The 23,684-nt window shown below is 76.2% G+C and carries 23 protein-coding genes; 9 read left to right on the forward strand and 14 right to left on the reverse strand.

Annotated features, from left to right (window positions below):
• The first annotated feature begins 136 nt into the window (after positions 1–136).
• A complete protein-coding gene (locus ACWFNE_RS04805; protein WP_452121326.1) occupies positions 137–1,690 on the forward strand; it encodes a PspC domain-containing protein in 1,554 nt (517 codons plus the stop codon).
• Complete coding sequence (locus tag ACWFNE_RS04810) at positions 1,687–2,151, forward strand: hypothetical protein (RefSeq protein ID WP_452121327.1); 465 nt, start codon at positions 1,687–1,689, stop codon at positions 2,149–2,151. Before ACWFNE_RS04805 ends, ACWFNE_RS04810 begins: the two co-directional genes overlap by 4 nt.
• Positions 2,152–2,241: 90 nt before the next feature.
• Here ACWFNE_RS04810 and ACWFNE_RS04815 read toward each other — a convergent pair whose 3' ends face one another.
• Together ACWFNE_RS04815 and ACWFNE_RS04820 are read right to left on the reverse strand one after the other, a co-directional pair.
• Positions 2,242–2,706 carry an aromatic ring-opening dioxygenase LigA gene (locus tag ACWFNE_RS04815; RefSeq protein WP_452121328.1) on the reverse strand — a complete coding sequence of 155 codons (465 nt, stop codon included), beginning with the start codon at positions 2,704–2,706 and terminating at the stop codon, positions 2,242–2,244.
• A 217-nt stretch (positions 2,707–2,923) separates the two neighbouring features.
• Positions 2,924–4,102: a glycosyltransferase family 4 protein gene (locus tag ACWFNE_RS04820; RefSeq protein WP_452121329.1), complete on the reverse strand. Its 1,179-nt coding sequence runs from the start codon at positions 4,100–4,102 to the stop codon at positions 2,924–2,926.
• Between the two features lie 283 nt (positions 4,103–4,385).
• Between ACWFNE_RS04820 and ACWFNE_RS04825 the strand changes: the two genes are divergently transcribed.
• Both ACWFNE_RS04825 and ACWFNE_RS04830 read left to right on the forward strand, forming a co-directional pair.
• Positions 4,386–5,960, forward strand: a complete 1,575-nt coding sequence (locus tag ACWFNE_RS04825; RefSeq protein WP_452121330.1) for a glycoside hydrolase family 6 protein — start codon at positions 4,386–4,388, stop codon at positions 5,958–5,960.
• Between the two features lie 119 nt (positions 5,961–6,079).
• On the forward strand, positions 6,080–7,552 hold the full coding sequence (locus tag ACWFNE_RS04830; RefSeq protein WP_452121331.1) for a diguanylate cyclase domain-containing protein: 1,473 nt from the start codon (positions 6,080–6,082) through the stop codon (positions 7,550–7,552).
• Between the two features lie 72 nt (positions 7,553–7,624).
• On the opposite strand, the gene guaA is transcribed toward ACWFNE_RS04830, so the two are convergent.
• Positions 7,625–9,217, reverse strand: a complete 1,593-nt coding sequence (guaA, locus tag ACWFNE_RS04835) for a glutamine-hydrolyzing GMP synthase (protein ID WP_452121568.1) — start codon at positions 9,215–9,217, stop codon at positions 7,625–7,627.
• Between the two features lie 129 nt (positions 9,218–9,346).
• Positions 9,347–10,033 carry a thiamine phosphate synthase gene (gene thiE, locus ACWFNE_RS04840; protein WP_452121332.1) on the reverse strand — a complete coding sequence of 229 codons (687 nt, stop codon included), beginning with the start codon at positions 10,031–10,033 and terminating at the stop codon, positions 9,347–9,349.
• A gap of 117 nt (positions 10,034–10,150) precedes the next feature.
• Between thiE and ACWFNE_RS04845 the strand changes: the two genes are divergently transcribed.
• Genes ACWFNE_RS04845 through ACWFNE_RS04855 form a run of 3 tightly spaced genes read left to right on the forward strand, consistent with a single transcriptional unit; the run spans position 10,151 to position 12,566 of the window.
• Positions 10,151–11,446 carry an FAD-dependent oxidoreductase gene (locus ACWFNE_RS04845; protein ID WP_452121333.1) on the forward strand — a complete coding sequence of 432 codons (1,296 nt, stop codon included), beginning with the start codon at positions 10,151–10,153 and terminating at the stop codon, positions 11,444–11,446.
• Positions 11,443–11,712: a sulfur carrier protein ThiS gene (gene thiS / locus ACWFNE_RS04850; protein ID WP_452121334.1), complete on the forward strand. Its 270-nt coding sequence runs from the start codon at positions 11,443–11,445 to the stop codon at positions 11,710–11,712. Before ACWFNE_RS04845 ends, thiS begins: the two co-directional genes overlap by 4 nt.
• Entirely contained in the window at positions 11,709–12,566 is an 858-nt protein-coding gene (locus ACWFNE_RS04855) for a thiazole synthase (RefSeq protein ID WP_452121335.1), read from the forward strand. The genes thiS and ACWFNE_RS04855 overlap by 4 nt, the downstream gene beginning before the upstream one ends.
• Before the next feature lie 4 nt (positions 12,567–12,570).
• Here ACWFNE_RS04855 and ACWFNE_RS04860 read toward each other — a convergent pair whose 3' ends face one another.
• The 6 genes from ACWFNE_RS04860 to ACWFNE_RS04885 all read right to left on the reverse strand — a co-directional run bounded on the left by ACWFNE_RS04860 (position 12,571) and on the right by ACWFNE_RS04885 (position 18,614).
• Entirely contained in the window at positions 12,571–13,851 is a 1,281-nt protein-coding gene (locus ACWFNE_RS04860) for a ThiF family adenylyltransferase (protein WP_452121336.1), read from the reverse strand.
• 321 nt (positions 13,852–14,172) lie between these two features.
• A complete protein-coding gene (locus ACWFNE_RS04865; RefSeq protein WP_452121337.1) occupies positions 14,173–14,736 on the reverse strand; it encodes a hypothetical protein in 564 nt (187 codons plus the stop codon).
• Positions 14,733–15,206 carry a hypothetical protein gene (locus ACWFNE_RS04870; RefSeq protein WP_452121338.1) on the reverse strand — a complete coding sequence of 158 codons (474 nt, stop codon included), beginning with the start codon at positions 15,204–15,206 and terminating at the stop codon, positions 14,733–14,735. Before ACWFNE_RS04870 ends, ACWFNE_RS04865 begins: the two co-directional genes overlap by 4 nt.
• Positions 15,203–16,627 carry a hypothetical protein gene (locus ACWFNE_RS04875; RefSeq protein WP_452121339.1) on the reverse strand — a complete coding sequence of 475 codons (1,425 nt, stop codon included), beginning with the start codon at positions 16,625–16,627 and terminating at the stop codon, positions 15,203–15,205. The genes ACWFNE_RS04870 and ACWFNE_RS04875 overlap by 4 nt, the downstream gene beginning before the upstream one ends.
• A gap of 121 nt (positions 16,628–16,748) precedes the next feature.
• Positions 16,749–17,300: a hypothetical protein gene (locus ACWFNE_RS04880; protein ID WP_452121340.1), complete on the reverse strand. Its 552-nt coding sequence runs from the start codon at positions 17,298–17,300 to the stop codon at positions 16,749–16,751.
• An 18-nt stretch (positions 17,301–17,318) separates the two neighbouring features.
• Positions 17,319–18,614 carry a hypothetical protein gene (locus ACWFNE_RS04885; RefSeq protein ID WP_452121341.1) on the reverse strand — a complete coding sequence of 432 codons (1,296 nt, stop codon included), beginning with the start codon at positions 18,612–18,614 and terminating at the stop codon, positions 17,319–17,321.
• Positions 18,615–18,789: 175 nt separating this feature from the next.
• Here ACWFNE_RS04885 and ACWFNE_RS04890 point away from each other — a divergent pair, with 175 nt between their 5' ends.
• Both ACWFNE_RS04890 and ACWFNE_RS04895 read left to right on the forward strand, forming a co-directional pair.
• Entirely contained in the window at positions 18,790–19,593 is an 804-nt protein-coding gene (locus ACWFNE_RS04890) for a DUF5819 family protein (RefSeq protein WP_452121342.1), read from the forward strand.
• A complete protein-coding gene (locus ACWFNE_RS04895; RefSeq protein ID WP_452121343.1) occupies positions 19,590–20,606 on the forward strand; it encodes an HTTM domain-containing protein in 1,017 nt (338 codons plus the stop codon). The genes ACWFNE_RS04890 and ACWFNE_RS04895 overlap by 4 nt, the downstream gene beginning before the upstream one ends.
• 133 nt (positions 20,607–20,739) lie before the next feature.
• Here the strand turns inward: ACWFNE_RS04895 and ACWFNE_RS04900 are convergent, their stop codons facing one another.
• From ACWFNE_RS04900 to ACWFNE_RS04915, 4 genes are all read right to left on the reverse strand, one after another.
• Complete coding sequence (locus ACWFNE_RS04900) at positions 20,740–21,372, reverse strand: hypothetical protein (protein ID WP_452121344.1); 633 nt, start codon at positions 21,370–21,372, stop codon at positions 20,740–20,742.
• Positions 21,369–22,469: an OmpA family protein gene (locus tag ACWFNE_RS04905; RefSeq protein ID WP_452121345.1), complete on the reverse strand. Its 1,101-nt coding sequence runs from the start codon at positions 22,467–22,469 to the stop codon at positions 21,369–21,371. The genes ACWFNE_RS04900 and ACWFNE_RS04905 overlap by 4 nt, the downstream gene beginning before the upstream one ends.
• 40 nt (positions 22,470–22,509) lie before the next feature.
• Entirely contained in the window at positions 22,510–23,244 is a 735-nt protein-coding gene (locus tag ACWFNE_RS04910) for a hypothetical protein (RefSeq protein ID WP_452121346.1), read from the reverse strand.
• Between the two features lie 109 nt (positions 23,245–23,353).
• The gene (locus ACWFNE_RS04915) at positions 23,354–23,548 is read right to left on the reverse strand and encodes a hypothetical protein (RefSeq protein ID WP_452121347.1); all 195 of its coding nucleotides are present in this window, start codon (positions 23,546–23,548) and stop codon (positions 23,354–23,356) included.
• Positions 23,549–23,684 lie beyond the last annotated feature (136 nt).

Genomic DNA, 23,684 nt, shown 5'->3' on the forward strand with positions numbered 1-23,684 from the left:
CCCCTGATCGTCACACGTCCCGGCTCCCCCGAGACCCCGTCCGGGGGAGGATCAGGGGTACCGCGGACGGGAATCAGGGTCGTGTCAGGGGCGCCCCCCGATGCCCGGGGGCACGCCCGGGCACCACGATCGATCCATGGACACGCAGACTCCCGACCCGGCGGAGCCCCGACCCTCGGAGCCCGGACCGGCGCCCTCGTCGTACACCTCCCCCGCGACCGCGCCGCCGCCCGCCCCGCCCGGCGGCAGCGCGTTCTTCGCCTCCGTGCGCCGCTCGGGGCTCGTCCGCAGCGACGAGCGCTGGATCGGCGGCGTCGCCGGCGGCATCGCGCTGCGGCTCGGCGTGGACCCGCTGCTGGTGCGCGGCATCCTCGGCGCGAGCGTGCTGCTCGGCGGCCTCGGGATGGTGCTGTACGGGATCGGCTGGGCGCTGCTCCCCGAGCAGGCGGACGGGCGCATCCACCTCGAGGAGACCATCCGGGGCCGCTTCGACGCCGCGCTGCTCGGGGCGGTCGCGCTGCTCGTCGTGGGTCTGAACCGCAACGACCACTGGTTCGGCTGGTGGGGCGGCCGGGACTTCGGGTGGCTCAACGGCCTGCTGTGGGTAGCGGCGGTCGTCGTCGCGGTCGTGCTCGTCGTGAAGGCCGCGAGCAGCCGCCGGACACCCCCGCCCTACGGTCCCTACCCGGGGATCCCGGTTCCCGCGGCGCCCGGCGCGACCGGGTTCGGCGCCGCGGGCCCGGGCACCGCAGGATCCGGCACCACGGGACCGGGCTCCGACGCCACCGGGACCATGTCCGACGGTCCCGTGCGCCTGACCAAGGCGTCCGAGCCGGCGCCGTCCGCCCCCTACCCCACGGCTCCCTACCCGGCGGCCCAGTCCTACCCGGCCCCGCCCTACCCCGCACAGCCGCAGTACGGGCAGCCGCAGCCCGCCCAGCCGTACGCGGCACAGCCGTACCCGACCCCGCCGTACCCCACGCAGGGCTGGGCCCCCGCACCGCCGCCCCCGCCGCGCGCCCCGCGGGCGACCACGCCCGGACCGGGCAGCACGACGTTCGGTGTCGTCGCCGCGCTCGTCCTGCTCACCTTCGCGGTCCTGCTCGCGGCCGAGCGGACCGGGGACTTCACCGGCTCGGTCGGCCTCACCGGCGGCGCCGTGGCGATCGTGCTGCTCGGTCTCGCCACGATGGTGTCGGGCCTGCGCGGCCGGCGCAGCAGCGGCCTCGGCACGCTCGCGGTGCTCACGACCCTCGTCGTGCTGCCCCTCGCGTGGGCCGGTGACCGCGACTGGAGCTGGGACGGCGACTCGCACGCCGCGATCGCCGACACCGACTTCGTCGTGACCGAGCGCGACATCGCGACCCGGGGCTACGACCTCGGGCTCGGCGACAGCACGGTCGACCTCTCGGCGATCGACCTCACCGACGAGACGCTGCGCGTGCCGGTCGACATGGGCGCCGGGACGCTCCGGGTGATCGTGCCCGAGGGCGCCGCGGTCGTGGCCGACGTGACGCTCGGCGCGGGCGACATCACCTGGGCCGTCGACGAGCCGCACGAGAAGAGCGGCGGCGTGGGTCTCGGCGAGCGCAGCTACCGCAGCGACGAGGTCGTCGACGGGACCGCACCCGAGCTCGCGCTCGTCGTGACCCTCGGCGCAGGAGACATCACGATCGAGGAGGCACGATGAGCACCGACGGACCCACCGAGAAGATCCCCACGACCCCGGCAGCCGGCACGACGCCCGACCCGGCGGCACCCGGCTCCGAGCGCGCGTACGGGACGTCACCCGAGGCGACGACGGCCGCCTACCCCACGGCCTCGACGGACCCGCTCAGCGCGTTCGACGAGCCCGCCCCGGCACCGGGCAGCCCGGCCGCGGTACCGGCCTCGGGCGCTGCGCCCGGACCGGACGCACCGGCCGCAGCCGCGGCACCGGCGCCGGAGGCCGAGGAACCCGTGCGACGGGGTGTGCGTGTCGGCACGTTCGTCTGGGGCCTCGTGATCGTCGCGGTCGGCATCGGCGTGCTCGCGCTCTCGGCGGGCTACACGCTCGACGTCGAGCTCGCGCTCATCGTCCTGCTCGGTGCGGCGGGTGCGGCGATGCTCGTCGGCTCGCTGCTCAAGGGCCGGCGCGGCGGGAGCCGCTGACGCGGCCGGAGCCGCACGCACGCACGGCCTCGGGCCGGTCCCGACAGCGGAGGGCTGTCGTGACCGGCCCGAGGCCGTGCGTGAGGAACGTCAGACGGTGACCGGGACGCCCTGCGCCGCGGTCTCGGGGGTGACCGCCGAGCGACCGGCGAGGACCCACACGGCGTAGCCGACGAGGATGAAGAGCAGACCCAGGCCCATGACCAGGGCTGCGACGCCGAACGCGACGACCGACGTGAAGAGCGACGCGCGGAGGAACGAGCCGTTCATGGCCGTGGCGCGCAGCGGGTCCTCGCGGTCGAGCTCCGCGTACGTCTTGCCCTCGGTCGCCTCGAGCGAGTGGTGGGCGATGATGTCGGCCTCGGCGAAGGCCGTCCACGGGCTCGTGACGGGCTGGCCCGCGAAGCTCGCGGCGTCCTCGGCCACGGTGATCTTCTCGTCGGCCAGGCGACCCGAGACCGTGCCCCAGGTGACGCCACCGGCGATGATGAGGAAGAGCCCCGCGATCGCGGTGATGGCACCGATGATGCGAGCGGTCCTGGCCCCGTTGTTCATTGTCCTGCTCCGTTTCCCGACTACCCCCGGATGCGGCTCTGGCAGGTACCAGATCCGGTCGCCCCGTGGGGCTGACATGACAAGAGTCCCCCGCCGTCAGGAGCTCGGGCAGGGACGTTGGTCATGCACGGGATCCGCCCGGCTCAGGCGGTCACACGCCCCTCACCAGGGCTTTTGTCCGTTTCGGGGACGGCGGGCCGGGCCCGGGGACCAGGTGTCAGCGCGCGAGCGCGACGGCCCGGCGGTACTCCGCGTCGGCCGCCTCGAGCACGCGCGGCCACCCGAACGCCGGCCGCACCGAGCGGTTGTGCGCACGGATCCCGGCGAGCAGCCGCTCGTCCCGCGCGAGGTGGACGATCGCCTCGGTCATCTCGGCGTCGTCGGCGACCAGGAGCCCGTCGGTGCCGTCGACCACGAACTCCTCGATCCCGGTGCCGTGGCGCGCGACGACCGCGAGCCCCGCGGTGCGCGCCTCGAGCGCCGCGATGCCGAACGCCTCGAGCTCGGCGGGCGCGAGGAAGACGTCGGCGTCGGCGTACGCGGCGCGCACCTGCTCGCGCGGGAGCCGGCCGCGCAGCGTCACGACGTCGCGCAGCCCCTGCGCGGCGACGACCTGCTCGACGCGCCCACGCACGGGGCCGTCGCCGATGACGGTGAGGTGCAGGCGTCCTCGCGGCAGCCGGCGTGCGGCGGCGCCGACGAGCTCGACGAGCGGGACGGCCCGCTTGCGGGGGGCGAGGCGCATGGTCGCGACGAGCCGTACCGGGCCGTCGGGCGCCGCGAGGTCGTCGAGCGCCACCCTGTCGCCCGGCCGCCCGGGGCGGGCTCCGGCAGGACTCACCGCCTCGAGCGGTGCCCACGTGTCGAGGTCCATGCCGTTGGGCACGACCCCGACCTCGGTCCCGAACGCGTCCCGCACGCGGGCCGCCGCCGCGGTGCTCACGGCGCTCAGCGCGGCACGGGCGGTGCCCCACCCTGTCAGGCGCACCGCGGTGCGCAGCGCGGGGACGGTGCCGTCGAGCATGCAGTGCCACGTGATCGCGGTGGGCAGGCGGTGCCCGAGCGCGATCCGGGCGCCGTCGAACGCGAACGGCGAGAGCACGCCCGCGTGCACGTGCACGACGTCGGGCGCGACGTCCCGCAGCGCGGCGTGCAGCAGCCGGGGACCCACGGGGTTGACCGGCAGGTCGAAGGGCAGCCGGGCTCCGAGCCGGTGCACGTGGACGCCCCCGACCACGTCGACGACCCCGCCGCGCTCCCCCGCCTCGCCGAGCGTGGCCGTGAGGACGTGCACCTCGTGACCCGCGCGGGACTGGTGCTGGGCGAGGTCGCTCACCTGGGTCTCGATGCCGCCCGTCCGGGGCGCGTAGCAGTCGGAGACGTGGACGATCCGCACCGGCACAGGGTAGCCGCCCGGGCCGCGGCCGGAGGCGGGTCCGGGGTCGTCGTGGCGACGGCCGCGTTCCAGCGCCCCACGAGCCCCACCCGGACGTGTACCGCGCCGTTGCCGAATCGTTTTGGCATTCGTGCGTCCGTTGACGCGTCCCACCCCGCTCGGCGAGCGTGACCGCACGACCGAGCCCGGGCCGGGGCCGGACGGGATCCGCGCGCGCGGACCACCGCCGGACCGGCCCGCCCAGGCAACGACGCCCGGCCGGTCAGGACCGAGGGGACCCACCATGCCGTCAGCTCCATCCCGGCCGGCTCGGCGCCCGGCGCGCCGCCGCGCGCTCGCCGCCGCACTGACCAGCACCGCGATCGCCGCCACCGCGCTCGTCGCGGCGCCGTTCTCCGCGACCGCCGCGCCCTACGACGACGAGCGGCTGTTCGTCGACTGGACCAGCTCGACCGTCGAGGCCGCCGGCACCCTGACCGGTCAGGCGCGCGACGACGCGCTCCTGCTCGGCAGCTTCCCGTCGGCGCGCTGGTTCACGACCGGGACCCCCGCCGAGGTGCAGGCCGCGGTCGACACCTACGTCTCCGCCGCCGACACCGAGGACGCCGTGCCTGTGCTCGTCGCCTACAACCTCCCGTACCGCGACTGCGCGCAGTACTCCGCGGGCGGCGCGCTCGACACCGCGTCGTACACCGCGTGGGTCGACGCGTTCGCCGCGGGCATCGGCGACCGCGAGGCGATCGTGGTCGTCGAGCCGGACGGCCTCGGCATCATCCCCTGGTACACGAACGTCAACGGCGAGGCGGAGTGGTGCAAGCCCGCCGAGGCCGACCCCGCGACGTCCGCCGCGAGCCGCTTCGAGCAGCTCAACCACGCGGTCGACGCCCTCGCGGCGCTCCCTGCGACCCGCACGTACCTCGACGGCACCCACAACGGCTGGCTCGGCGTGGGCGACGCGACCGACCGGCTGATCCGCGCCGGCGTCGAGCGGGCCGACGGGTTCTTCCTCAACGCGTCGAACTACCAGCCCACCGACAAGGTCGAGCGGTACGCGGGCTGGGTGTCCGACTGCATCGCGCTCTCGACGCAGACGTGGTGGGAGCCCGCGTGGTGCGCGAGCCAGTACTACCCGGCGACCCCCGACGACATCAGCACCTGGGGCCTGTCCGACGCCGCGTACGACCAGGCGTTCGCCGACACCGGGCTCGCGCGCGACCGGGCGGCGCAGAAGCACGCGGTGATCGACACGAGCCGCAACGGCCAGGGCGCGTGGACCGCTCCCGCGGGCAAGTACACGGACCCCGAGGTCTGGTGCAACCCGCCGGGTCGCGGGCTCGGGGTGCGTCCGACGCTCGACACGGGTGACGACGTCGTCGACGGGTTCCTCTGGATCAAGATCCCCGGCGAGTCCGACGGGCAGTGCTACCGCGGCACCGGCGGCCCGCTCGACCCCGAGCGTGGGATCGAGGACCCGCGTGCCGGTGGCTGGTTCGTCGAGCAGGCTCGCGAGCTCCTCGAGCTGGCCGAGCCGCCCGTCGCGGCACCGTCCTGCCAGGTCCGCACGACCGTGCACGGCTCGTGGGCCACCGGCTTCACGTCGCAGGTGTGGGTCACGAACACGGGCACCGAGCCGCTGCGCGACTGGGAGCTGCGGTTCGCGTTCACCGGCGGCCAGCGGATCACGAAGCTCTGGAGCGCGGGCTGGGCGCAGGACGGCGCGGTCGTGACCGTCACGGCCAAGCCGTACTCGGTGCTCCGGCCCGGCGCCACGGCCACGTTCGGCTACACGGGCGCGGGCGTGTCCGGTGCGGTGTCGCCGCTCGCGTTCCTCGACGGGGAGGCGTGCACCTCGCGCTGAGCCGGCACCCACCGTCGTGAGGGCCCCCGGCCGGGTCGGTCGGGGGCCCTCACGCGTCGCCGTCGATCTCATCCGCCGCACGCGTCACACGGCGGCACCGCCCGACCGATGAGAGGGACGTGAAGCCTCGAGACCGCGTCCCGGCGCACGCGGCGCTCGTGCTGACCGGCGTCGCGCTGGTGGTGACGTTCCTCGCGTCCACGGGTGTCCTCCGGGCGTCGGTCCTCGTGCTCGCGAGCGCGATCCCGCTGACGATCGTGCTGGTCCTGCTGGCCCGGCGCCGCGTCCGCCGTGCGGCGTCCTGGACCCTGCTGTGCGCCGCGCTCGGTGTGCTCACCGTGAACGGGATCGCGTGGGTCGCCGACGTGATCCGGCAGGGCGTCGCGCGCGCGCAGCCCGGGCTCGTCGTCGACGTCACCCTCCCGATCGGCTACCTGCTGCTCTTCGCCGCGGCGATCGCGATCCTGCTGCCGTTCGCCCGCCGGGACAGCGGCGGCCTGGTCGAGGCCGCGGTGCTGTGGCTCGCGTGCGCGAGCCTCCTGTGGACCGTCGTGGTGCACCCCGCGCTCGAGTCGACCGGTGCGCCGGTCGGCATCCGGCTGTACACGCTGCTGCTCATCGTGCTGGTGAGCGGCATCGCGGGCATGGTGCTCCGCGCCGCGCTCGTGCACCGCGCCGCGCGCCCGGCCCTCGTCTACGTGTGCGCCGCGGTGCTGCTCACGCTCGCCGGCAACGTCGCGATCGTCCTGACGACCGACGCGGCCACCGGCCTGTACGCGCCCTGGGTCGCCACGCTGTGGATCCTCGGCTACAGCTGCCTCGCCGCGGCCGCGGTCCACCCGACGCACGCGCTCGTCGCGGAGGGCGCCGAGCCCCCGAGCGACCGGCTCGGACCCGCCCGGCTCACCACGCTCGGCGTCGCGCTCGGCCTCAACCCGCTGCTCGCGGGTCTGCAGGAGGCGTTCCACGGCGACGTGGACTGGCTGCTGCTCACCGTCGGGACGGTGCTCATCGTCCCGCTCGTCGTGGCACGCATCGCTGGGCTCGCGCGTCGCCAGCTCGAGGCGGAGCGCGCGCTCGCGCACCTCGCGACGCACGACGAGCTCACCGGGCTCGAGAACCGCCGGGCGGGCCTCGAGCAGCTCCACCACGCGCTCGACCGCGTCGCGGACGGCCGTTCGACGGGCGTCACGGTGCTGTTCCTCGACGTCGACGGGCTCAAGGAGATCAACGACACGCACGGGCACGGCGCGGGCGACGCCCTGATCGCCACGGTCGCCGAGCGGCTCGTCGGGGCCCTCGGCCCCGGGCCGCGCACCGTGCGCTTCGGCGGCGACGAGTTCCTCGTGGTCGACGAGGGCGGTGCGGCCGGGGACGACCTCGTGACCCGCCTGCGCGCGTCCCTCGACCGCCCGGTGCCGTTCGGGGACCTGGTGCTCGGCACCGGCGCGTCGATCGGCGTGCACCACGTCGCGGCCGGCGAGCGCGAGACGACCGCCGAGGCGGTCGCGCGCGCCGACCAGCAGATGTACGAGGACAAGCGGCGGCGCAGCGCGGCGCGCGCCGGGACCCGCGCGGGCGTCGAGGCCTGAGCGGGCGTCGAGGCCTGCGCGGGCGTCGAGGCCTGCGCCGGCGACCGGCGCGTCAGCCCAGGGCGCCCGCGGTCACTCCCACTCGATCGTGCCCGGCGGCTTGCTCGTGACGTCGAGGACGACCCGGTTGACCTCGGGCACCTCGTTCGTGATGCGCGTCGAGATGACCTGGAGCACGTCGTAGGGCAGGCGCGTCCAGTCGGCCGTCATCGCGTCCTCGGACGAGACGGGGCGCAGCACGATCGGGTGGCCGTAGGTGCGGCCGTCGCCCTGCACGCCGACCGAGCGCACGTCCGCGAGCAGCACGACCGGGCACTGCCAGATCTCCCGGTCCAGGCCGGCGCGGGTGAGCTCCTCGCGCGCGATCGCGTCCGCGGCGCGGAGGGTCTCGAGGCGGTCGGCGGTGACCTCGCCGACGATGCGGATGCCCAGGCCCGGGCCGGGGAACGGCTGGCGCCACACGATGCCCTCGGGCACGCCGAGCTCGAGACCGACCGCGCGGACCTCGTCCTTGAACAGCGTGCGCAGCGGCTCGACGAGCGAGAACTGCAGGTCGTCGGGCAGGCCGCCGACGTTGTGGTGGCTCTTGATGTTCGCCGCGCCCTCGCCGCCGCCCGACTCGACGACGTCGGGGTACAGCGTGCCCTGGACCAGGAACTTGACCTCGGTGCCGTGCTCGCCGGCGTCCGCGACGACCTCGCGCGCCGCCTGCTCGAACACCCGGATGAACTCGCGGCCGATGATCTTGCGCTTGGTCTCCGGGTCGCTGACGCCCGCGAGCGCCGCGAGGAACCGCTCGCGCGCGTCGACGACCTTGAGCTGCACGCCGGTCGCGGCGACGAAGTCCTCCTCGACCTGCTCGGCCTCCCCCGAGCGCAGCAGCCCGTGGTCGACGAACACGCAGGTCAGCTGGTCACCGACGGCCTTCTGCACGAGCGCCGCGGCGACGGACGAGTCCACGCCGCCCGACAGCCCGCAGATCACGCGTGCGTCGCCGACCTGCGCGCGGATGCGCTCGACCTGCTCGGCGACGACGTTGCCGGCGTTCCAGTCGGGCGCGAGCCCGGCGCCCTCGTAGAGGAAGTTCTCGAGCGCGCGCTGCCCAAGCACCGAGTGCTTGACCTCGGGGTGCCACTGCATGCCGTAGAGCCGGCGCGCGGTGTCCTCGAACGCCGCGACCGGCGAGCCCGCCGACGTCGCGAGCACCTGGAATCCCTCGGGCGCGGCATGCACCGCGTCGCCGTGGCTCATCCACACCGTCTGGGCGTCCGGGCTGCCCGCGAGGACCGTGCCGCCCGCGACGACCTCGACCGCGGTCCCGCCGTACTCGCGCGCGCCCGTCTGCGCGACCGTGCCGCCGAGCGCCTGCGCCATGGCCTGGAAGCCGTAGCAGATGCCGAGCACGGGGACGCCGGCCTCGAACAGGGCCGCGTCCACGAACGGCGCACCCGCGGCGTACACGCTCGACGGGCCGCCGGAGAGGATGATCGCCGCCGGGTCCTTCGCGAGGATCTGCTCGACGCTCGCGGTGTGCGGGACGATCTCGGAGTACACGTTCGCCTCGCGCACGCGCCTCGCGATGAGCTGCGCGTACTGCGCGCCGAAGTCGACGACGAGGACGGGGCGGTGCTCCGTCGGCGCGTCCGCGAGGGTCGCGGGCGACACGGGGTCTGCTGCGGGCGGCGGCGTGGTCTGCGCGTCGGAGGTCACGCGGCCAAGGATAGGCGGCACGGCGGGCCTCGCGGGCGCCCGTCCGCGGGTGCCCGGTGGCGGTGCACGCCGGGTCGCGTGCCGTCAGCCGGGCGCTCGTGCCGTGTCGCGGGCCGCGGCGACCCGCGCGCGCAGGCGCTCGGCGACGCCCCGGGGGTCCGGCGCGTCGGTGAGCGCCCGGACGACCACGACACGCCGCGCGCCGGCCGCGAGGACCTCGTCGAGCAGCTCCTCGTCGACCCCGCCGATCGCGAACCACGGCGTGCGGGGCGCGGCGTCGGCCACCGCTCGGACCGCGCCGAGGCCGACCGCCTCGCGGCCCGGCTTCGACGGCGTCGCGAGCACCGGGCCGACGCAGAAGTAGTCGACCTCGGGGTCGGTCTCGGCGCGTGCGGCCTGGCCGCCGCCGCCCGACGAGCGCCCGAGCAGGACGCCCGGGCCGACGACCTCGCGCGCCACCTCGACCGGCAGGTCCCGCTGGCCGGTGTGCAGCACGTCCGCGCGCAGCGCCCGCGCGAGGTCGGCCCGGTCGTTGACGGCGAACAGCGCGCCGTGCTCGTGGGCGACGTCCCGTACGAGGGCCCCGAGGGCGAGCTCGTCGGCGACGTCGAGCGTGCGGTCGCGGAGCTGCACCACGTCGACGCCGCCCGCGAGCACCTCGTGCAGGAACGGCTCGAGGTCGCCGCGCTCCCGGCGGGCGTCGGTGCACAGGTACAGGTGGGCGTCGGCGAGCCGGGCGCGCAGCGCCGTCCGCGCCTGGACATCGGACATGCCGGGCAGCGTAGTCTGACCGCCGCACGGGAGCCCCGCACGAGAGCGGGGCTGAGAGGGCGTCGCAGCCGACCGTCGAACCTGATCTGGGTCATGCCAGCGAAGGGAGCACGCGCGATGAGCGCCGCCCGTACCCGCACGTCCCACGGCCCGTCCGCGCCGCACCCGGGGTCCCCGCCGGACGTGCTCGTGGTCGGCGGGGGCGTCGTCGGGCTCACCGCCGCGTGGCGCGCGGTCGACGCCGGGCTGGTCGTCACCCTGCTCGACCCGGACGGCGCGCGCGGGTCTGCCGGGGCGGTGCACGCCGCCGCCGGGATGCTCGCGCCGGTCTCCGAGGCCGAGCACGGCGAGCACGCGCTGGCCCGGGTCAACCTCGCATCGGCCGCGCTCTGGCCGGGGTTCGCGCGGGCGCTCGAGGAGGCGTCGGGCGTCGACGTGGGGCTCGTCGCGTCGGGGACTCTCACCGTCGCGTACGACGCCGCGGACGCCGTGCGCTGCCGCGACCTGCTCGCGCTCCAGCGGTCCTGGGCGCTCGACGTGCGCGAGGTCACGCCGGCCGAGGCCCGCGAGCGCGTCCCGCTCCTCGGCCCGCACGTGAGCGCGGCGACGTGGACCCCGGGCGAGCGGCAGGTCGATCCCCGTGCCGTCGTGACCGCGCTGCGCACCGCGCTCGGTCTCGGCGCCGGCGGCCCGGCGCCGGTCGGCGGTCGGCTCCGGGTCGTCGAGGCGGCGGCGACCGCTCTCGTGCGGGGTCGGGGCGTCGACGTCGTCGGCGTGCGCGACGACCGCGGCGGCGTGCACCCGGCCGGTCTCGTGGTGCTGGCGGCGGGTGCGGCGTCGGCGTCCGTCGTGCGCGACGCGCCGGACGTGCCGGTCCCCGTGCGGCCCGTGCTCGGCACGACGCTGCGGCTCGACGCCCGGCACGTGCGGGGCTTCCGCGACCTGCCCGTCGTGCGCGGGACGGTCCAGCACCGGCCCGTGTACGTCGTCGCGCGCCCGTCCGGCGAGGTCGTGGTCGGCGCGACGAGCGACGAGCGCGAACCCGCCGCGGGGACGCGCTCCGGCGACGTCTTCGCGCTGCTGCGCGACGCCCGGGCGCTGCTGCCCGGGCTCGACGAGCTCCCGCTCGTGGACGTCACGACGCGGGCCCGGCCGGCGACGCCCGACCACCTGCCGCTCGTCGGCCCCGGACCGGTCCCGGGCCTCGTGCTCGCGACCGGCCACCACCGGAACGGGGTCCTGCAGACCCCGTTCACCGCGGCCGCGCTCGACGCGCTGTACGCGGGCGGGCCGGTGCCCGACGAGGCGCGCGCGTGCGACCCCGCGAGGTTCGGCGCTCGTGTCCCCACCCCCGCTGCCGGGCCCGTCCCCGACGCCCACCTCGTCACCGTTCCCCCGAGAGGACCCGCATGACCTCCACCCGCACGGACCCGACCGTGACGCTCAACGGCGTCGGACGCCCGCTGACCGAGCCCACGAGCGTCGCCGCGCTCGTCACCGCGCTGCTCGCCGACGCCCCCGGCGACGCCGCTCCCCCGGCTGCGGCGAGTGGCAGCGCGGCACCCACCGGTGTCGCGGTCGCCGTCGACGACGTGATCGTCCCGCGCGGGCTGTGGGCCACGACGCTCGTGCGGGCGGGTGCACGCGTCGAGGTCGTGACGGCGGTGCAGGGCGGATGACCGGCGGCACGGGGTCGACCGGGTCCGGCAACCCCGGCGCGGGCGCGGCGCCCGCGTGCACCGACCCGCTCGTGGTCGCGGGCACCGTCGTCGGCCCCCGGCTCGTGCTCGGCACGGGCGGCGCGCCGAGCCTCGACCGGCTCGAGGACGCACTCGTCGCGTCGGGCACGCGCCTGACGACCGTCGCGCTGCGGCGGGTCCGCCCCGGCGGCGAGCAGTCGGTCTGGGGTCTGCTGACCCGGCTGGGGATCCGGGCGCTGCCGAACACCGCGGGCTGCTTCACCGCGCGCGAGGCGGTGCTCACGGCCGAGCTGGGGCGCGAGGCGTGCGGGACGTCGTGGGTCAAGCTCGAGGTGCTCGCGGACGACGTGACCCTGCTCCCCGAGCCGTTCGGTCTCGTCGAGGCCGCCGACCGGCTCGTGCGCGAGGGGTTCACCGTGCTCCCGTACACGGGCGACGACCCGGTCGTCGCGCGCCGGCTCGAGGACGTCGGCTGCGCCGCGGTCATGCCGCTGGGCTCGCCCATCGGCTCGGGGCTCGGCATCCTCGACCCCCGCAGCATCGCGGCGATCGCCGAGCACGCGCAGGTCCCCGTGATCCTCGACGCCGGGATCGGCACGGCGTCGGACGCGGCGCTCGCGATGGAGCTCGGGTGCAGCGGCGTGCTCGTCGCGTCGGCGGTCACGCGGGCGGCGGACCCGGCACGCATGGCGCGCGCGATGGCCCTGGCGGTCGAGGCCGGCCGCGCCGCACGGCTCGCGGGGCGGATCCCCCGACGGGAGCACGCGCTCGCGTCGTCGCCGACGACGGGGCTCGTGGGCGGCCCGCCCGGCAACCTCGACCTCGCGCTGTGACCCGTCAGTACCGCGGGAGCGTCGGGTCGACGTCCTCGACCCACGCGAGCACGCCGCCCGTGACCTGGACGACGTTGCTGCGCCCGGCCGCGTGCGCGGCGTCGACGACCCGCTGCGAGCGCGCCCCCGACTTGCAGTAGACCGCGACGAGCCGGTCGCGCGGGAGCTCGGCGAACGGGTCGTCGGGATCGGCGTCGTCGGGGACGGCGTTCGGCCCACCCCCGAGCGCCTCTGCGGTCCCGGTGCGCCCCGCGGCGACCCGGCCGGGCGGCCGCAGCAGCGTCCCGGCGGGCCGCAGCACCGACCCCGGGATCGCGACGACGGCCCGCTCGTGCTCCTCGCGCACGTCGAGCACGAACGGCGGCGCGGGCGAGTCCAGCAGGTCCCGCAGCTGGCGGGCCGAGATCGCGGTGCCCGCCGAGGAGCCGCCCGGGGGCACTTCGCACAGCTCGGCGGCGGGCTCGGCGACCTCGGTGACGGGCGCCCGCGTCGGGTCCGCGGCCACCCGCAGCTCGCGCCAGCGCACGTCCGCCGCGTCGTACAGCGCGAGGCGCCCGAGCAGCGAGCGGCCCGCACCGGTGACGAGCTTGACGGCCTCGGTGACCATGACCGAGCCGATCGTCGCGCACAGCGCCCCGAGCACCCCGCCCTCGGCGCACGTGGGGACGGTCCCGGGTGCGGGCGGGTCGGGGAAGAGGTCGCGGTAGGTCACCGGCTCGAGACCCTCCGGCGGCGCCGACCAGAACACGCTGACCTGACCCTGGAACCGGTCGAGCGCCCCCCACACGTGCGGCACCCCCGCGATCGCGGTCGCGTCGCTCACGACGTAGCGGGTCGCGAAGTTGTCGGAGCCGTCGAGCACGAGGTCGTAGCGCGAGACGAGCTCGAGCGCGTTCGCCGCAGTCAGGCGCACCGGGTGCACCTCGACGGTGACGTCGGGGTTCGCGGCCAGCACGGCCTCGCGCGCCGAGTCGACCTTGCGGCGCCCGACGTCCGCCCGGCCGTGCAGCACCTGGCGCTGCAGGTTGGACTCGTCGACCACGTCGTCGTCGACGACCCCGAGCGTCCCGACCCCCGCCGCCGCGAGGTACAGCAGCGCGGGGCTGCCGAGGCCGCCCGCGCCGACGACGAGCACGCGCGCCGCCGCGAGCCTGCGCTGGCCGCTCACCCCGACGCCGGGGAGCGTCAGGTGGCGGGCGTACCGCGCGAGCCGTGCGGGGTCGAGCGGCGGTCCCTCGGGGACGAGCGGCTCGCGGGCGACGGGCACGTGGCCGCCGGCGCTCATCGGCCCGACCCGCAGGCGGCGCCGGCCACCGGGCGAGGGCGCGGTCGCGCGGCGCCGTGGGGGCGCGCGAGCCGGGTCACGCGAGGTTCCGGGGGCCGCGTGCGCGCGGGCCGGCGGGGCGTCGGGACGGGACCGCGGGCGGCGTGGAGCACCCGGCCAGGGTAGGCCGTCGCCGGCGGTCGGGGCCGGTGCGGTCCGGCCTGCGAGCGCTCGGCCCGGGCGATTCCGGGGTGCGCCCGTCCCGGTAGGACGTGAGGGCGGTGCGGGTGCGACTGCGAGGCGGTGGGGTGCGCGTCCGCCGAGGCGCTCGGCGGCGGCCGGTCAGGCGTTCGGCGTCGCCTCGGTGTCGAGCACCCGGATGCTCGCCTCGAGCTGCTCGACCACGGCCTCGTCGAGCTCCTCGCCGGTCAGCTGCAGGGCCACCGACTTCTTCGTCTCGCGGTCCGCCGCGACCCACAGGACGCCCTCCGACGTGCCCCCGTCGTCGGGCTCGTACGTGAAGTCGGTGCGGGTGACCTCGAGCGCGTCGGTGTCGACGGGGTCCGACTGGCTCGTCACCGCGAAGCCGGGAAGCCCACCGACCTGCGCGTTCGCGAGGATGATCCCGCGCGCCTCCGCGGCCCGGTAGTAGCCGAGGGCGGGGCTCGCCGCGAGCTGCACGGTCGCGTCCGCGCCCTCGGAGTCCTGCCAGGACGTCGTCCAGCGGTCGCTGAGCCCGCCCGTCTCCACCCAGCCCTCAGGGACGTCCACCTGGAGCCAGCCGTCCTCGACGCGGGTCCAGCCCTCGGGAGTGCCGCTGCCCGAGGAGCAGGCGGCGAGCCCGAGGAGGACGGTGGCGCCCGCGGCGGCCAGGAGGGTGCGTCGGGCGAGGTTCGGGCGGCTCATGCGGGGAGGTCCTCCGGTCGGTCGACGACGTAGCTCACGGGCGGCTCGGCCGGGGCCGGCGGTCGCCAGGCCCGTCTGCGCAGCGTACCGAGGCCGAGCCCGACGCCCGCGGCGAGCACGAGCTGGGCGACGACGGAGAGCGCGAAGCCCGTCGCCGCGGCGCCGGTCACGACGATCACCGCGGCGGTCACGCCGATCGCCCCGAGCGGCACCGGGAGCACCGCGACGAGCCAGTGCCACCACCGGGTCGTCGCGACGACCCGCACCGCGAGCGTCGCCAGCACCGCGCCGAGCACGGGCGCGGCGACCCACGGCAGCCAGCTCAGCGCGAGGGCCTGCTCGCGGTCACCGGACCGCACGAGCGACGCGAGCAGCGCGCCCGCGCCGTACTCGCCCACCAGGAAGCCGACCAGTCCGGCCGCCCAGGGCCGCACGAAGCTCGCGAACGTCACCGTCGTCCCCTCCGTCACTTGCACTCGGTGTCGGGCAGGATGACGCGCGTGCCGTCCTGGCCGGGTGCGCCGAGGAAGTCGGCGTCGGTCAGGCTCGCGGTGGCGTTCTCGGCGCTGACCGCGAACCCGAACTCCCAGCCCTTCTTGATGGCGGCCTCGAACTCGGTCTTGTCCTTGACGTTGTGGTAGGTCAGCTGGCTCATCGTCGCCTCCTCGTACATGAGCTGGAGGAACGGGTCGTCGGACGGGTTGCGCGGCTCCATCGCCCCGAACGGCAGCGTGAGCGCGACCCCGGCGTCGTTGCGCTCGGCGAGCCACGCGTCGACGAGGTCGCGGTTCTCGTCGGTCACGTCGAGCGTCGTCGTCGTCACGTAGGAGTCGGTCTCGGACCGGCCCGTGCTTCCGCCGGCCTGCTCGAACGAGTCGTTGCCGAGCCCGCCGTTCACGCCGACCTCACGGGTGCTCTGGAACACGAGCTGCGTGACGTCACCGTCCTCGCCGCGCGTCACCGTGAACGCACCCTTGACGGAGCCCTCGACCGAGCCCTGCCCGACGACGACCTCGGCGCCCGCAGCCGCCGAGCCGCTGACCTCGTACGTCCAGCTCTGGTCGCCGGTGTCGTGGTTCGTCTCGACGATCACGGCGCCGCCCGCGGTGGCCTCGAGCGTGAGGCCGACGTTCGGGTCGAAGAACTCCTGCTCACCCTTCGGTCCGACCGGTCCGACGGGGTCACGCAGTCCGAGCGCTGCCTCGAGGGACAGCTCGAGCTCGGTGCGCACGTAGGAGACCTCGGGGTCCTTGGGCTGTTCCTTCCAGCCCATCGACTTGGCCGCCCAGACGCCGCCCTCGTGCTTGAGCATCTCCTGCTGGAGGAGGTAGTCGTCGAGCTGCTCCTCCATCTCCTCCCACTGGTCGCGGTCGTCGAAGACCCACGTGTCGCCGTAGGAGAACTTCACGCCGCCGCCGAGGTCGATGTCGAGGCCCGCGTTGTCGCCGTCCCCGAGCTTGCCCGCGTCGAACGTCGAGCTCGACACGGAGCCGCCCGCGCCGATGCCCGCGCCGTCGGTCGCCGTGACCCGGACCGTCCCGTCCGCGAACTCCTGCACGATGAACCCGGAGTTCTCGCCGAACGTGAAGAACCAGACCTTGAACTCGGCGGAGTACTGCTCGCTCTCCTCGTAGAGCATGCAGACCGGGGGCCGGAAGTCGTCGTCGGTCACGGGGTCCTCGGCCTGCGGGTCGCTGCCCTCGCAGCCGCCCGGCCCGAGCCCGACCGCGGTGGTGAACCGGCAGAGCGCGTTCGTGATCATGCCGGGGTACGCCGCCATCGAGAACGTCACGCCCGTGACGAGCAGGGCCGCGACCACCACGATCCCGAGCGTCTCGAGCGTGCTCGCCCCGCGGTCGGACGGGTGCGCCGCGCGGGCGAGGCGGGTCATCACAGCGGCACGGCTCCTGTCGGGCGGGGGTGGCGGACCACGACGCTACGTCGCCGTCCGCGGTGCGGTGTGGGCCCACGGACCCGTCGACGGGCCCGTCTGCGGGCCCACCACCTGATCGTCAGACGCGCGGCGTCGTGTAGGTGACGGCGACGACCGGTCCTGCGGGTGGCTCCCACCGGCTGCGCGCGACCAGGCCCGCGACGACCCCGGCGACCAGCGCCGTCGTGGCGGGAACGGCCAGGGCGGTCGCCGCCGTGCCGTGCGTGACGTCCGCACCGACGCGCCCGAGGACCTGCCCGGCGAGGAGCAGCACGTACCCGACCACCGGCATCGGGACGACGGCCACGTCGAGCAGCGTGGGCCGCGTCCGGGGGTGGAACGCCGCCGCGCCCGCCGCCGCGCCGAGGACGGCCGGGGCCAGCGCCGGCAGCAGGCCCACCGGGCCCGCGGCACCGCCGAGCGCGACGACCGCCACGAGCGCGGCGGCGAGCGAGTGCACGACGACGCCGACGAGCAGCCCGACGAGCCACGCGCGGGCGTGCCGGTGGCGGTCGACGAGCCCCGCGACGGTCCGCTCCACCTCGTGCCAGCGCTCGACCGGCCCTCGGCGACCGCGTGGCACGGGGCGGCGTGCGGGCCGCGAGGGGCGGCGGATCAGGTCATCGACCACGGGCGGACCTCGCGCACATCAGAACGACGCCCCGCCGGTGCAGCGGGCCTCCGGGATCATGAGGCGCTCGCCGGTCCGGCTCGGCGACCCCAGGTACGTCGCGTCCGCGGTGCGGGCCCCGACGTCGCGGGCGCGCACCGCCAGGCCGAGGGCCCAGCCGTCGCGGACGGCGGACCGGAACGCGGTGTCGTCCCGGACCCCGCGGTAGGTGATGACGCTCGTCGTGGAGCCCCGGTAGAGCAGGTCGCCGAACGTGCGCGGCGAGGGCAGTCCCGGGACGAGCGCGGAGCCCTCGACCCGCACGCCGTCGCTGCGGCCGGCCGGTGCGCGCTCGCCGAGCCACGCGTCGACGGCCGCACGGTCGTCGTCGTCCACCCCGAGCGTCGTGGTCGTGACCTCGCTGTCACGCCGCTCGCCCGGCGCGACGCTCCGCAGGACGAGCTCGCGCACGTCGCCGACCGCGTCGCGGGTCACGCCGAGCGCCCCCTCGTCGACGTCCGCACCGCGGACGCCCTCGAGGTGGTAGGTCCAGGTCTGCGTGCCGTCGGCGCCCGTGAGGATCGTCACGGCACCCCGGGCACCCGCCGCGAGCGCGAGCGGGTCGTCGTCCTGGCCGCGCCGCACCGACGGCCGCGGGCCCACGCCCAGCGCGGTCGCCTCGTCGAGGTCGATGACCCCGCGGACCAGGGTGCTGCTCGGCGCCGGCGGCGGCGGGGTGCGCTGCCCGCTCTCCGCGAGCCACCACGCCTCCGCCACGGGGACGCCGGACGTGAGCCGGTCGAGCTGGGCGTCCCGCACGTCGGTGGCCGTGCGGAGCTCCTCCCAGGCGTCCGCGTCCGGGACCTCCCACGAGTCGCCGACCTCCCGGGTCCCGACCGCGGGCGGGCGGCTGCCGTCCCGCGGCTCGCCGACCGCGAGCAGCGCCGTGCCCTCGTCCGCGGGTGCCACGGCGACGACCCGGACGGCGCCGCCCGAGCTCTCCTGCACGAGCACGTCACCGGTGCGCGTCGCGACGCGCGACGTCCGGACGGAGCGCCCGCGCTCGTCCGCCTCGGCGTAGACGCGGCACACCGGGGGCCCGTACACGCGCGCGGCGTCGTCGTCGGCGCCGAGGAGCTCGGGCGGCTCGCACGCGCCCGCGCGCAGGCTCACGGCGGCGACGAACCGGCACAGGCCCAGCTCCGCGCCCGCGGGGTCGGTCGCGACCCCGACGACCGCGGCGGACACCGGCAGGGAGACCAGGGCGACGAGCGCGAGCCCGACGAGCGGGACGCCGGAGGTGCGCGCGTCACCGCGTCCTGACAGCCAGCGCACCGTCGTCCGTCCTGCCTTCCTCCGTGCTGCTCGTCGACGTCGCGCCACCGGGACCGGCGGCGCTCCGCGGGGGCGGACGTCGGCCCGCATCCTACCGACGGGTCGGCATCGGGCGTCCCGCGGTCCTCCCCTACGATCGGTCGCCACCGGCCCGGATCGAGACGAAGGCGGCCCCGTGCACCAGACGAGCTCCCGCGCCGCCGCCGCGGCGGGCGTCGCGCCGACCGCCCGGCAGCGGCGGGTGGCCCGCGCCGCGCTCGCCGTCGCCGTCGCGCACGCCGTCGTCACGGTCCTCTGGGTCGGCGGGTCCGCGCTGGGCGTCCCGGCGCCCGCGCCGGTGCGCGCGTGGGTCCTGCCGCTCTTCGCGCAGTCCTGGAACCTCTTCGCGCCCGATCCCTTCACCACCGAGTCCGAGCTGTGGGTGCGCGGCCGCACGTGCGACGGGGCCACGACACCGTGGCGGTCCCCCACGCGCGAGGAGTGGTCGCTGGTCGAGGGCTCGCCGGCGCCCGTGCGCGCCGGACGGCTCACGACGAACCTGGCCACCGAGCTCGACCGCGCGCACCGTGCCCTGCCCCAGGACGTGCGCACGGTGCTCGCGAGCGACCGCCCCGACGCGGACGCGAGGCAGGAGCTCGCCGAGGACCTCGGGGTCGAGCCCGCCGAGCTCGGCACACCGCTCGCGCTCGGCTCGCGCACCGGGCTCGAGCTCGCCCCGACCGCGGCCGACGCGCTGCGTCTCGACGAGGTCGCCGCCGGGTACGCGACGCAGCACCTCGCCGCGACGTCGGCGACCGGGCCGCCGTGCGCCGTGCAGACCCAGGTCCGCTCCGTGCCGATCGGGGTGCCGGCCCGCACGGCGCCCGACGACGCCGGGCTCCCCCGCGTCGTCGTCGACCACGGCTGGCGCCCGGCGACGGTGCAGCCCGGGCAGTCCTCCGACGCGTTCGCCGACGCGCTGCGGCGGTGGGTCCCGTGACTGCCCCGGTCCGCGTCGAGGCGGTCACGGTGCGGGAGCCCGACCGCCGACGGCTCGACGTCGTCGCCTGGCTGCTCGGCCCCCCGCACGCCCTCACCGGGGTCGCCGTGGCCCGGGTCCTCGTGGGCACCGCCGCGCTGGGCTCCCTCCTCGTGAACCTTCCCGTGCGCCACTACGTGTGGGGCACCGGGGCGCGCTGGGCCCGCACGTGGCCCGACGACGACGCGTGGGGGTGGCCCGTCACGGTGCTCGGCCCCGACCTCCCCCGCGCGGGCTTCGACGTCCTCTACGCCGCGGCGCTGCTCGCCGCGGCGGCCTTCCTGCTCGGCTGGCGGACCCGCTGGTCGGGCGTCGCGCTGCTCGTGCTCGGCTCGGCGGTGCTGCGGCTCGACCCGCTCGCCGCCGACGCCGGCGACGACGTCGCCCGCATCACGCTCGTGTACCTGTGCCTCGCCCGCAGCGGGGCGCGCTGGTCGCTCGACGCGCGCCGGGCACGGCGGCGGGAGGTGCGCGGGCACGACGCTGCCGGGACGGAGGGCGTGCCCGACGGCTGGGTCGGCACGCTCGTCCACAACCTCGCCGTCGCGCTGCTCGTCTTCCAGGCGTGCCTGATCTACCTCGTCGCGGGGCTCACCAAGCTCGTCGGGTCGACCTGGCTCGGCGGCACCGCCGTCGCGTACGCGCTGGGCGACCACCGGTACGCCCCGTGGCCCGCGCTCAACGAGCTCGTCGTCTCGCTGCCCGGCGTCGTCGTCGCCGCGTCCGTCGGGAGCGTCGCGCTCCAGGTGCTGTTCCCGGTGCTGCTGCTCTGGCGCCCGACCCGGGCGCTCGTCCTGGCGGCCGCCGTCTCGATGCACGTCGGCATCGCGGTGCTGCTCGGGCTGCCGTTCTTCTCGCTCGCGATGCTGTCGCTCGACGCGGTGCTCGTCCGCGACGCGACGTACGCGCGCGCCGGGCACCTCGCTCGGGCGGCGCTCCGCCGCGTCGCGTCGTGGCGGCCGGCCGCGCGCTGACCCCCGAGACCCCGGCGAGGCGCGCGCCACCAGTCGCGCCCGGTACCCGGGGGCGCAGTGCACGCCCACCTGGACACGCACGTGCGCCGCACCCCGGCGGGGGTGCGGCGCACGGTGCGGCGGGTGGTGCGGCTCAGCGCCGGGTGACCGGCACGTCCTCGACGGCCGGGAAGCCCGGGATCTCGACGGTCACCGTCGTGGTCCCCGGGTCCAGCGGCGGGAACGTCCCCGAGAGGAGCTGACCCTCGGTCGACATCTGCCCCGGCGCGGCCGCGCACGTGCAGATCGACGTGTCGGGCTTGTCGGCCTGGACGCCGATGAACGGCTGGAGCCGCTGGCCGAGCGTGCCGTCGACGATGGCGATGTCCCGGATGTCCCGCGTGAGCGGCGTCCGGGCGTTGAACGCCTCGAGACCGAGGAGCGGGGTCGAGTCGTCGACGTTCTTGAGCGTGAACCGCACGAGGGTGCTGGCGGGGCCCGCCGTCACCTCGGTCACCTCGACCTCCGCGGGGAACGGTGTCGGGCGGCTGCGGACCTCGCCCGTGGCCGACCCCAGCACGGTCGACGTGCCGATGTCGCCCTCGAAGACGAGCGCCTCGAGCTCGGCGCGCGTCCAGCCCTCGTCGTCGCCGGCGGGCGCGGTGCTCTCCCCGGTGGTCGGCGCGGGGCCCGGGTCCTCGTCGGCCGAGCACGAGGAGAAGACCACGAGCCCGACCGCGACGACAGCGACAGCCCCGACGGCGGCGGCGATCCTCGAGCGCTTCACTTGTCCCCCTGCACGCTGTAGACGACGGTGACCCGGCGGTTCGCCTGCTTGCCCTCGTCGGTGTCGTTCCCGGCGACGGGCTCGGTCTCGCCCTTGCCGACGGCCGCGAACGTCACCGCGGAGCCCGACGCGGGCTGGAGGACCGCGAGCACCGCGGCTGCGCGCTGCTCGGAGAGCGTCTGGTTGAACGGGTCCGAGCCGTCGGAGTCGGTGTGCCCCGTGACGACGACCTCGCCGGTGCCGCGCGCGGCGATGTCGGACGCGATGGTGCCGAGGACCTGCTGCGCCTCGCCGGACAGCTCTGCGGAGCCGCTCGCGAACAGCACGTTCGCGTCGAGCGTGACCGCGACCTGCTCGACGGACTCCTCGACCTGCGCGGTGCCCTCCTCGTCCCCGGTGCGCCGCGTGAGCGAGTACGTCACCGCGGCCGGGTCGGCGCCCGCGAGGTCGGCGCCGGACGGCACCTCGGGCCAGCCCTCGCCGAGCAGCGGCCCGGGCTCGCTCGCGACGGGCTCGAGCGCACCGTCCTCGACCGGCACGTCTCCGACCGCGGTACCCCACGGCATGATGACCTGGACGGTCTCGGCGTCCTCGGTGAGCTCGGGGAACACGGCCCAGCCGACCCGCAGCGTCCCCGCCTCGCCGTCGAGGTCCGCGACCTGCGAGGTGAACGTGGTCGAGCCCGAGTAGAGCGGGCGGTAGGCGGTGAGCCCCGCGGAGTCCACGAGCGTGAGGTCCGTGCCGTGCGAGAGCGAGTACGGCGCACTCGAGTTCGGGAACGCCATCGCTCCCGTGAACGCCGGAGCGTCGCCGCCCTCGGGCGTCCCGATCGAGTAGTACACCGCCGTGCCGCCGTCGACCCGGCGCACCCCGTGCACGAGCCCGCGGATCTCCGGGTTCGTGTCCAGGTGGAACTGGTGGTAGACGAACGAGCCGAGGACGGGCGTCTCCTGCCCCTCGATGGTGGCCGTGCCGTACGGGAGCGTGTCGCGGTCGGTCGACGCGACGGCCGCTCCGGAGGCGACGAGCACCGCGGCGGCGGCGGTCAGTGCCACGACCACCGGCCTGCGGCGCGGGTGCGCGGGTCTGGGCGTCATCGTTCGGACCTTCCGGTGGGGCGGGCGGGGCCAGGCTGCATCATCGCACCAGGCTCGGCTCGAGGGCGTCGTCGAGCCAGTCGCGCGCGTCGTCCAGCACGTCCGCGAGGCTCTCGGAGGCGCCGGAGTCGTAGCCCGGGCAGCGGAACCGGAACTCGTTGCCGTAGATCGGCACCGGTGTCGGGGTCGGCGTGGGCGTCGGGGTCGGGGCCGCCGGGTCGGTCGGCGTCGGCTCGGGGGTCGGCGTCGGGACCGGCTCGTAGCCGGTGATGACACGCGTGACGTCGAACGCGCAGCGCGCGAGCGGCACGCCGAGCTCCGCGGTCGCCTCCGACTCGGTGCGCGTGACGCCCGGGGCGTTGTTGCCCGAGCGCGGCGGTGCGTCGTTCGAGGCCGTCTTCACGTACACCTCGTCGGCGAGCGCGTCGTAGCGGTACTGCGCCACCGACGCGTCGTTGCGCGACGCGTACACCGTCGCCTCGCCGAGACCGCGCGACGGGCCGAGCAGGTCCGCGAACGACACCCCGCCGGTCAGGACGATGACGGAGCCGAGGTTCGCGAGCGCGTGCTCCCGGACCGCCTCGGCGCCCGCGAGCGCCGCCGCGTCCGCCGACGTCTGGGTGCGCCCCGCCTGGTCCGTGCCGCGCAGCAGCGGGAGGACGGCGAGGAACAGCAGCGCGACGACCGCGACCGCGACGACGACGACGACGGCGCTCGTCACGAGCCCGTCGTCCCCACGCCGGCGTCGGAGCACCGACGTCCACGATCTCCGCATGCGGGTCACCTCTCTGCTGGGCCGGTCCTGGCGGACCCCGGGCACGCCTCGACGGCGGCGCGGTGGCCCCTCCGCCACCGCACCGCCGTCGTGTCCTGCTGGAACGGGATCAGGCGCCCGCGTTCCCGATCTTCGTGAGCTGCGTCGAGATCTTCGTGCCGAGGTCGAACGTGTTGAACGCCCCGACCAGCGCGACGACGAGGATCGCGGCGACGATGACGATGCCGAGGTACTCGAGCGTGCCCTGACCGGCCTCGCGGGCCTCGAGCGCCTTCTGGAGACGGATCTTGGTGCTGACGAGCATGCGGGTCATGGTGCTCTCCGATCTGCCGGCCGACCGGTTCCGGTCGACGCCTGGTGGGTGGTGCTGAACTGTCCTGGGGCCTGGTCGGAGCCGGTGGGCCTCGTCCTGACAACGAGAACGTTACGGTCGGCTCGTC

It is taken from the genome of Cellulomonas sp. NPDC055163 (assembly GCF_053607065.1).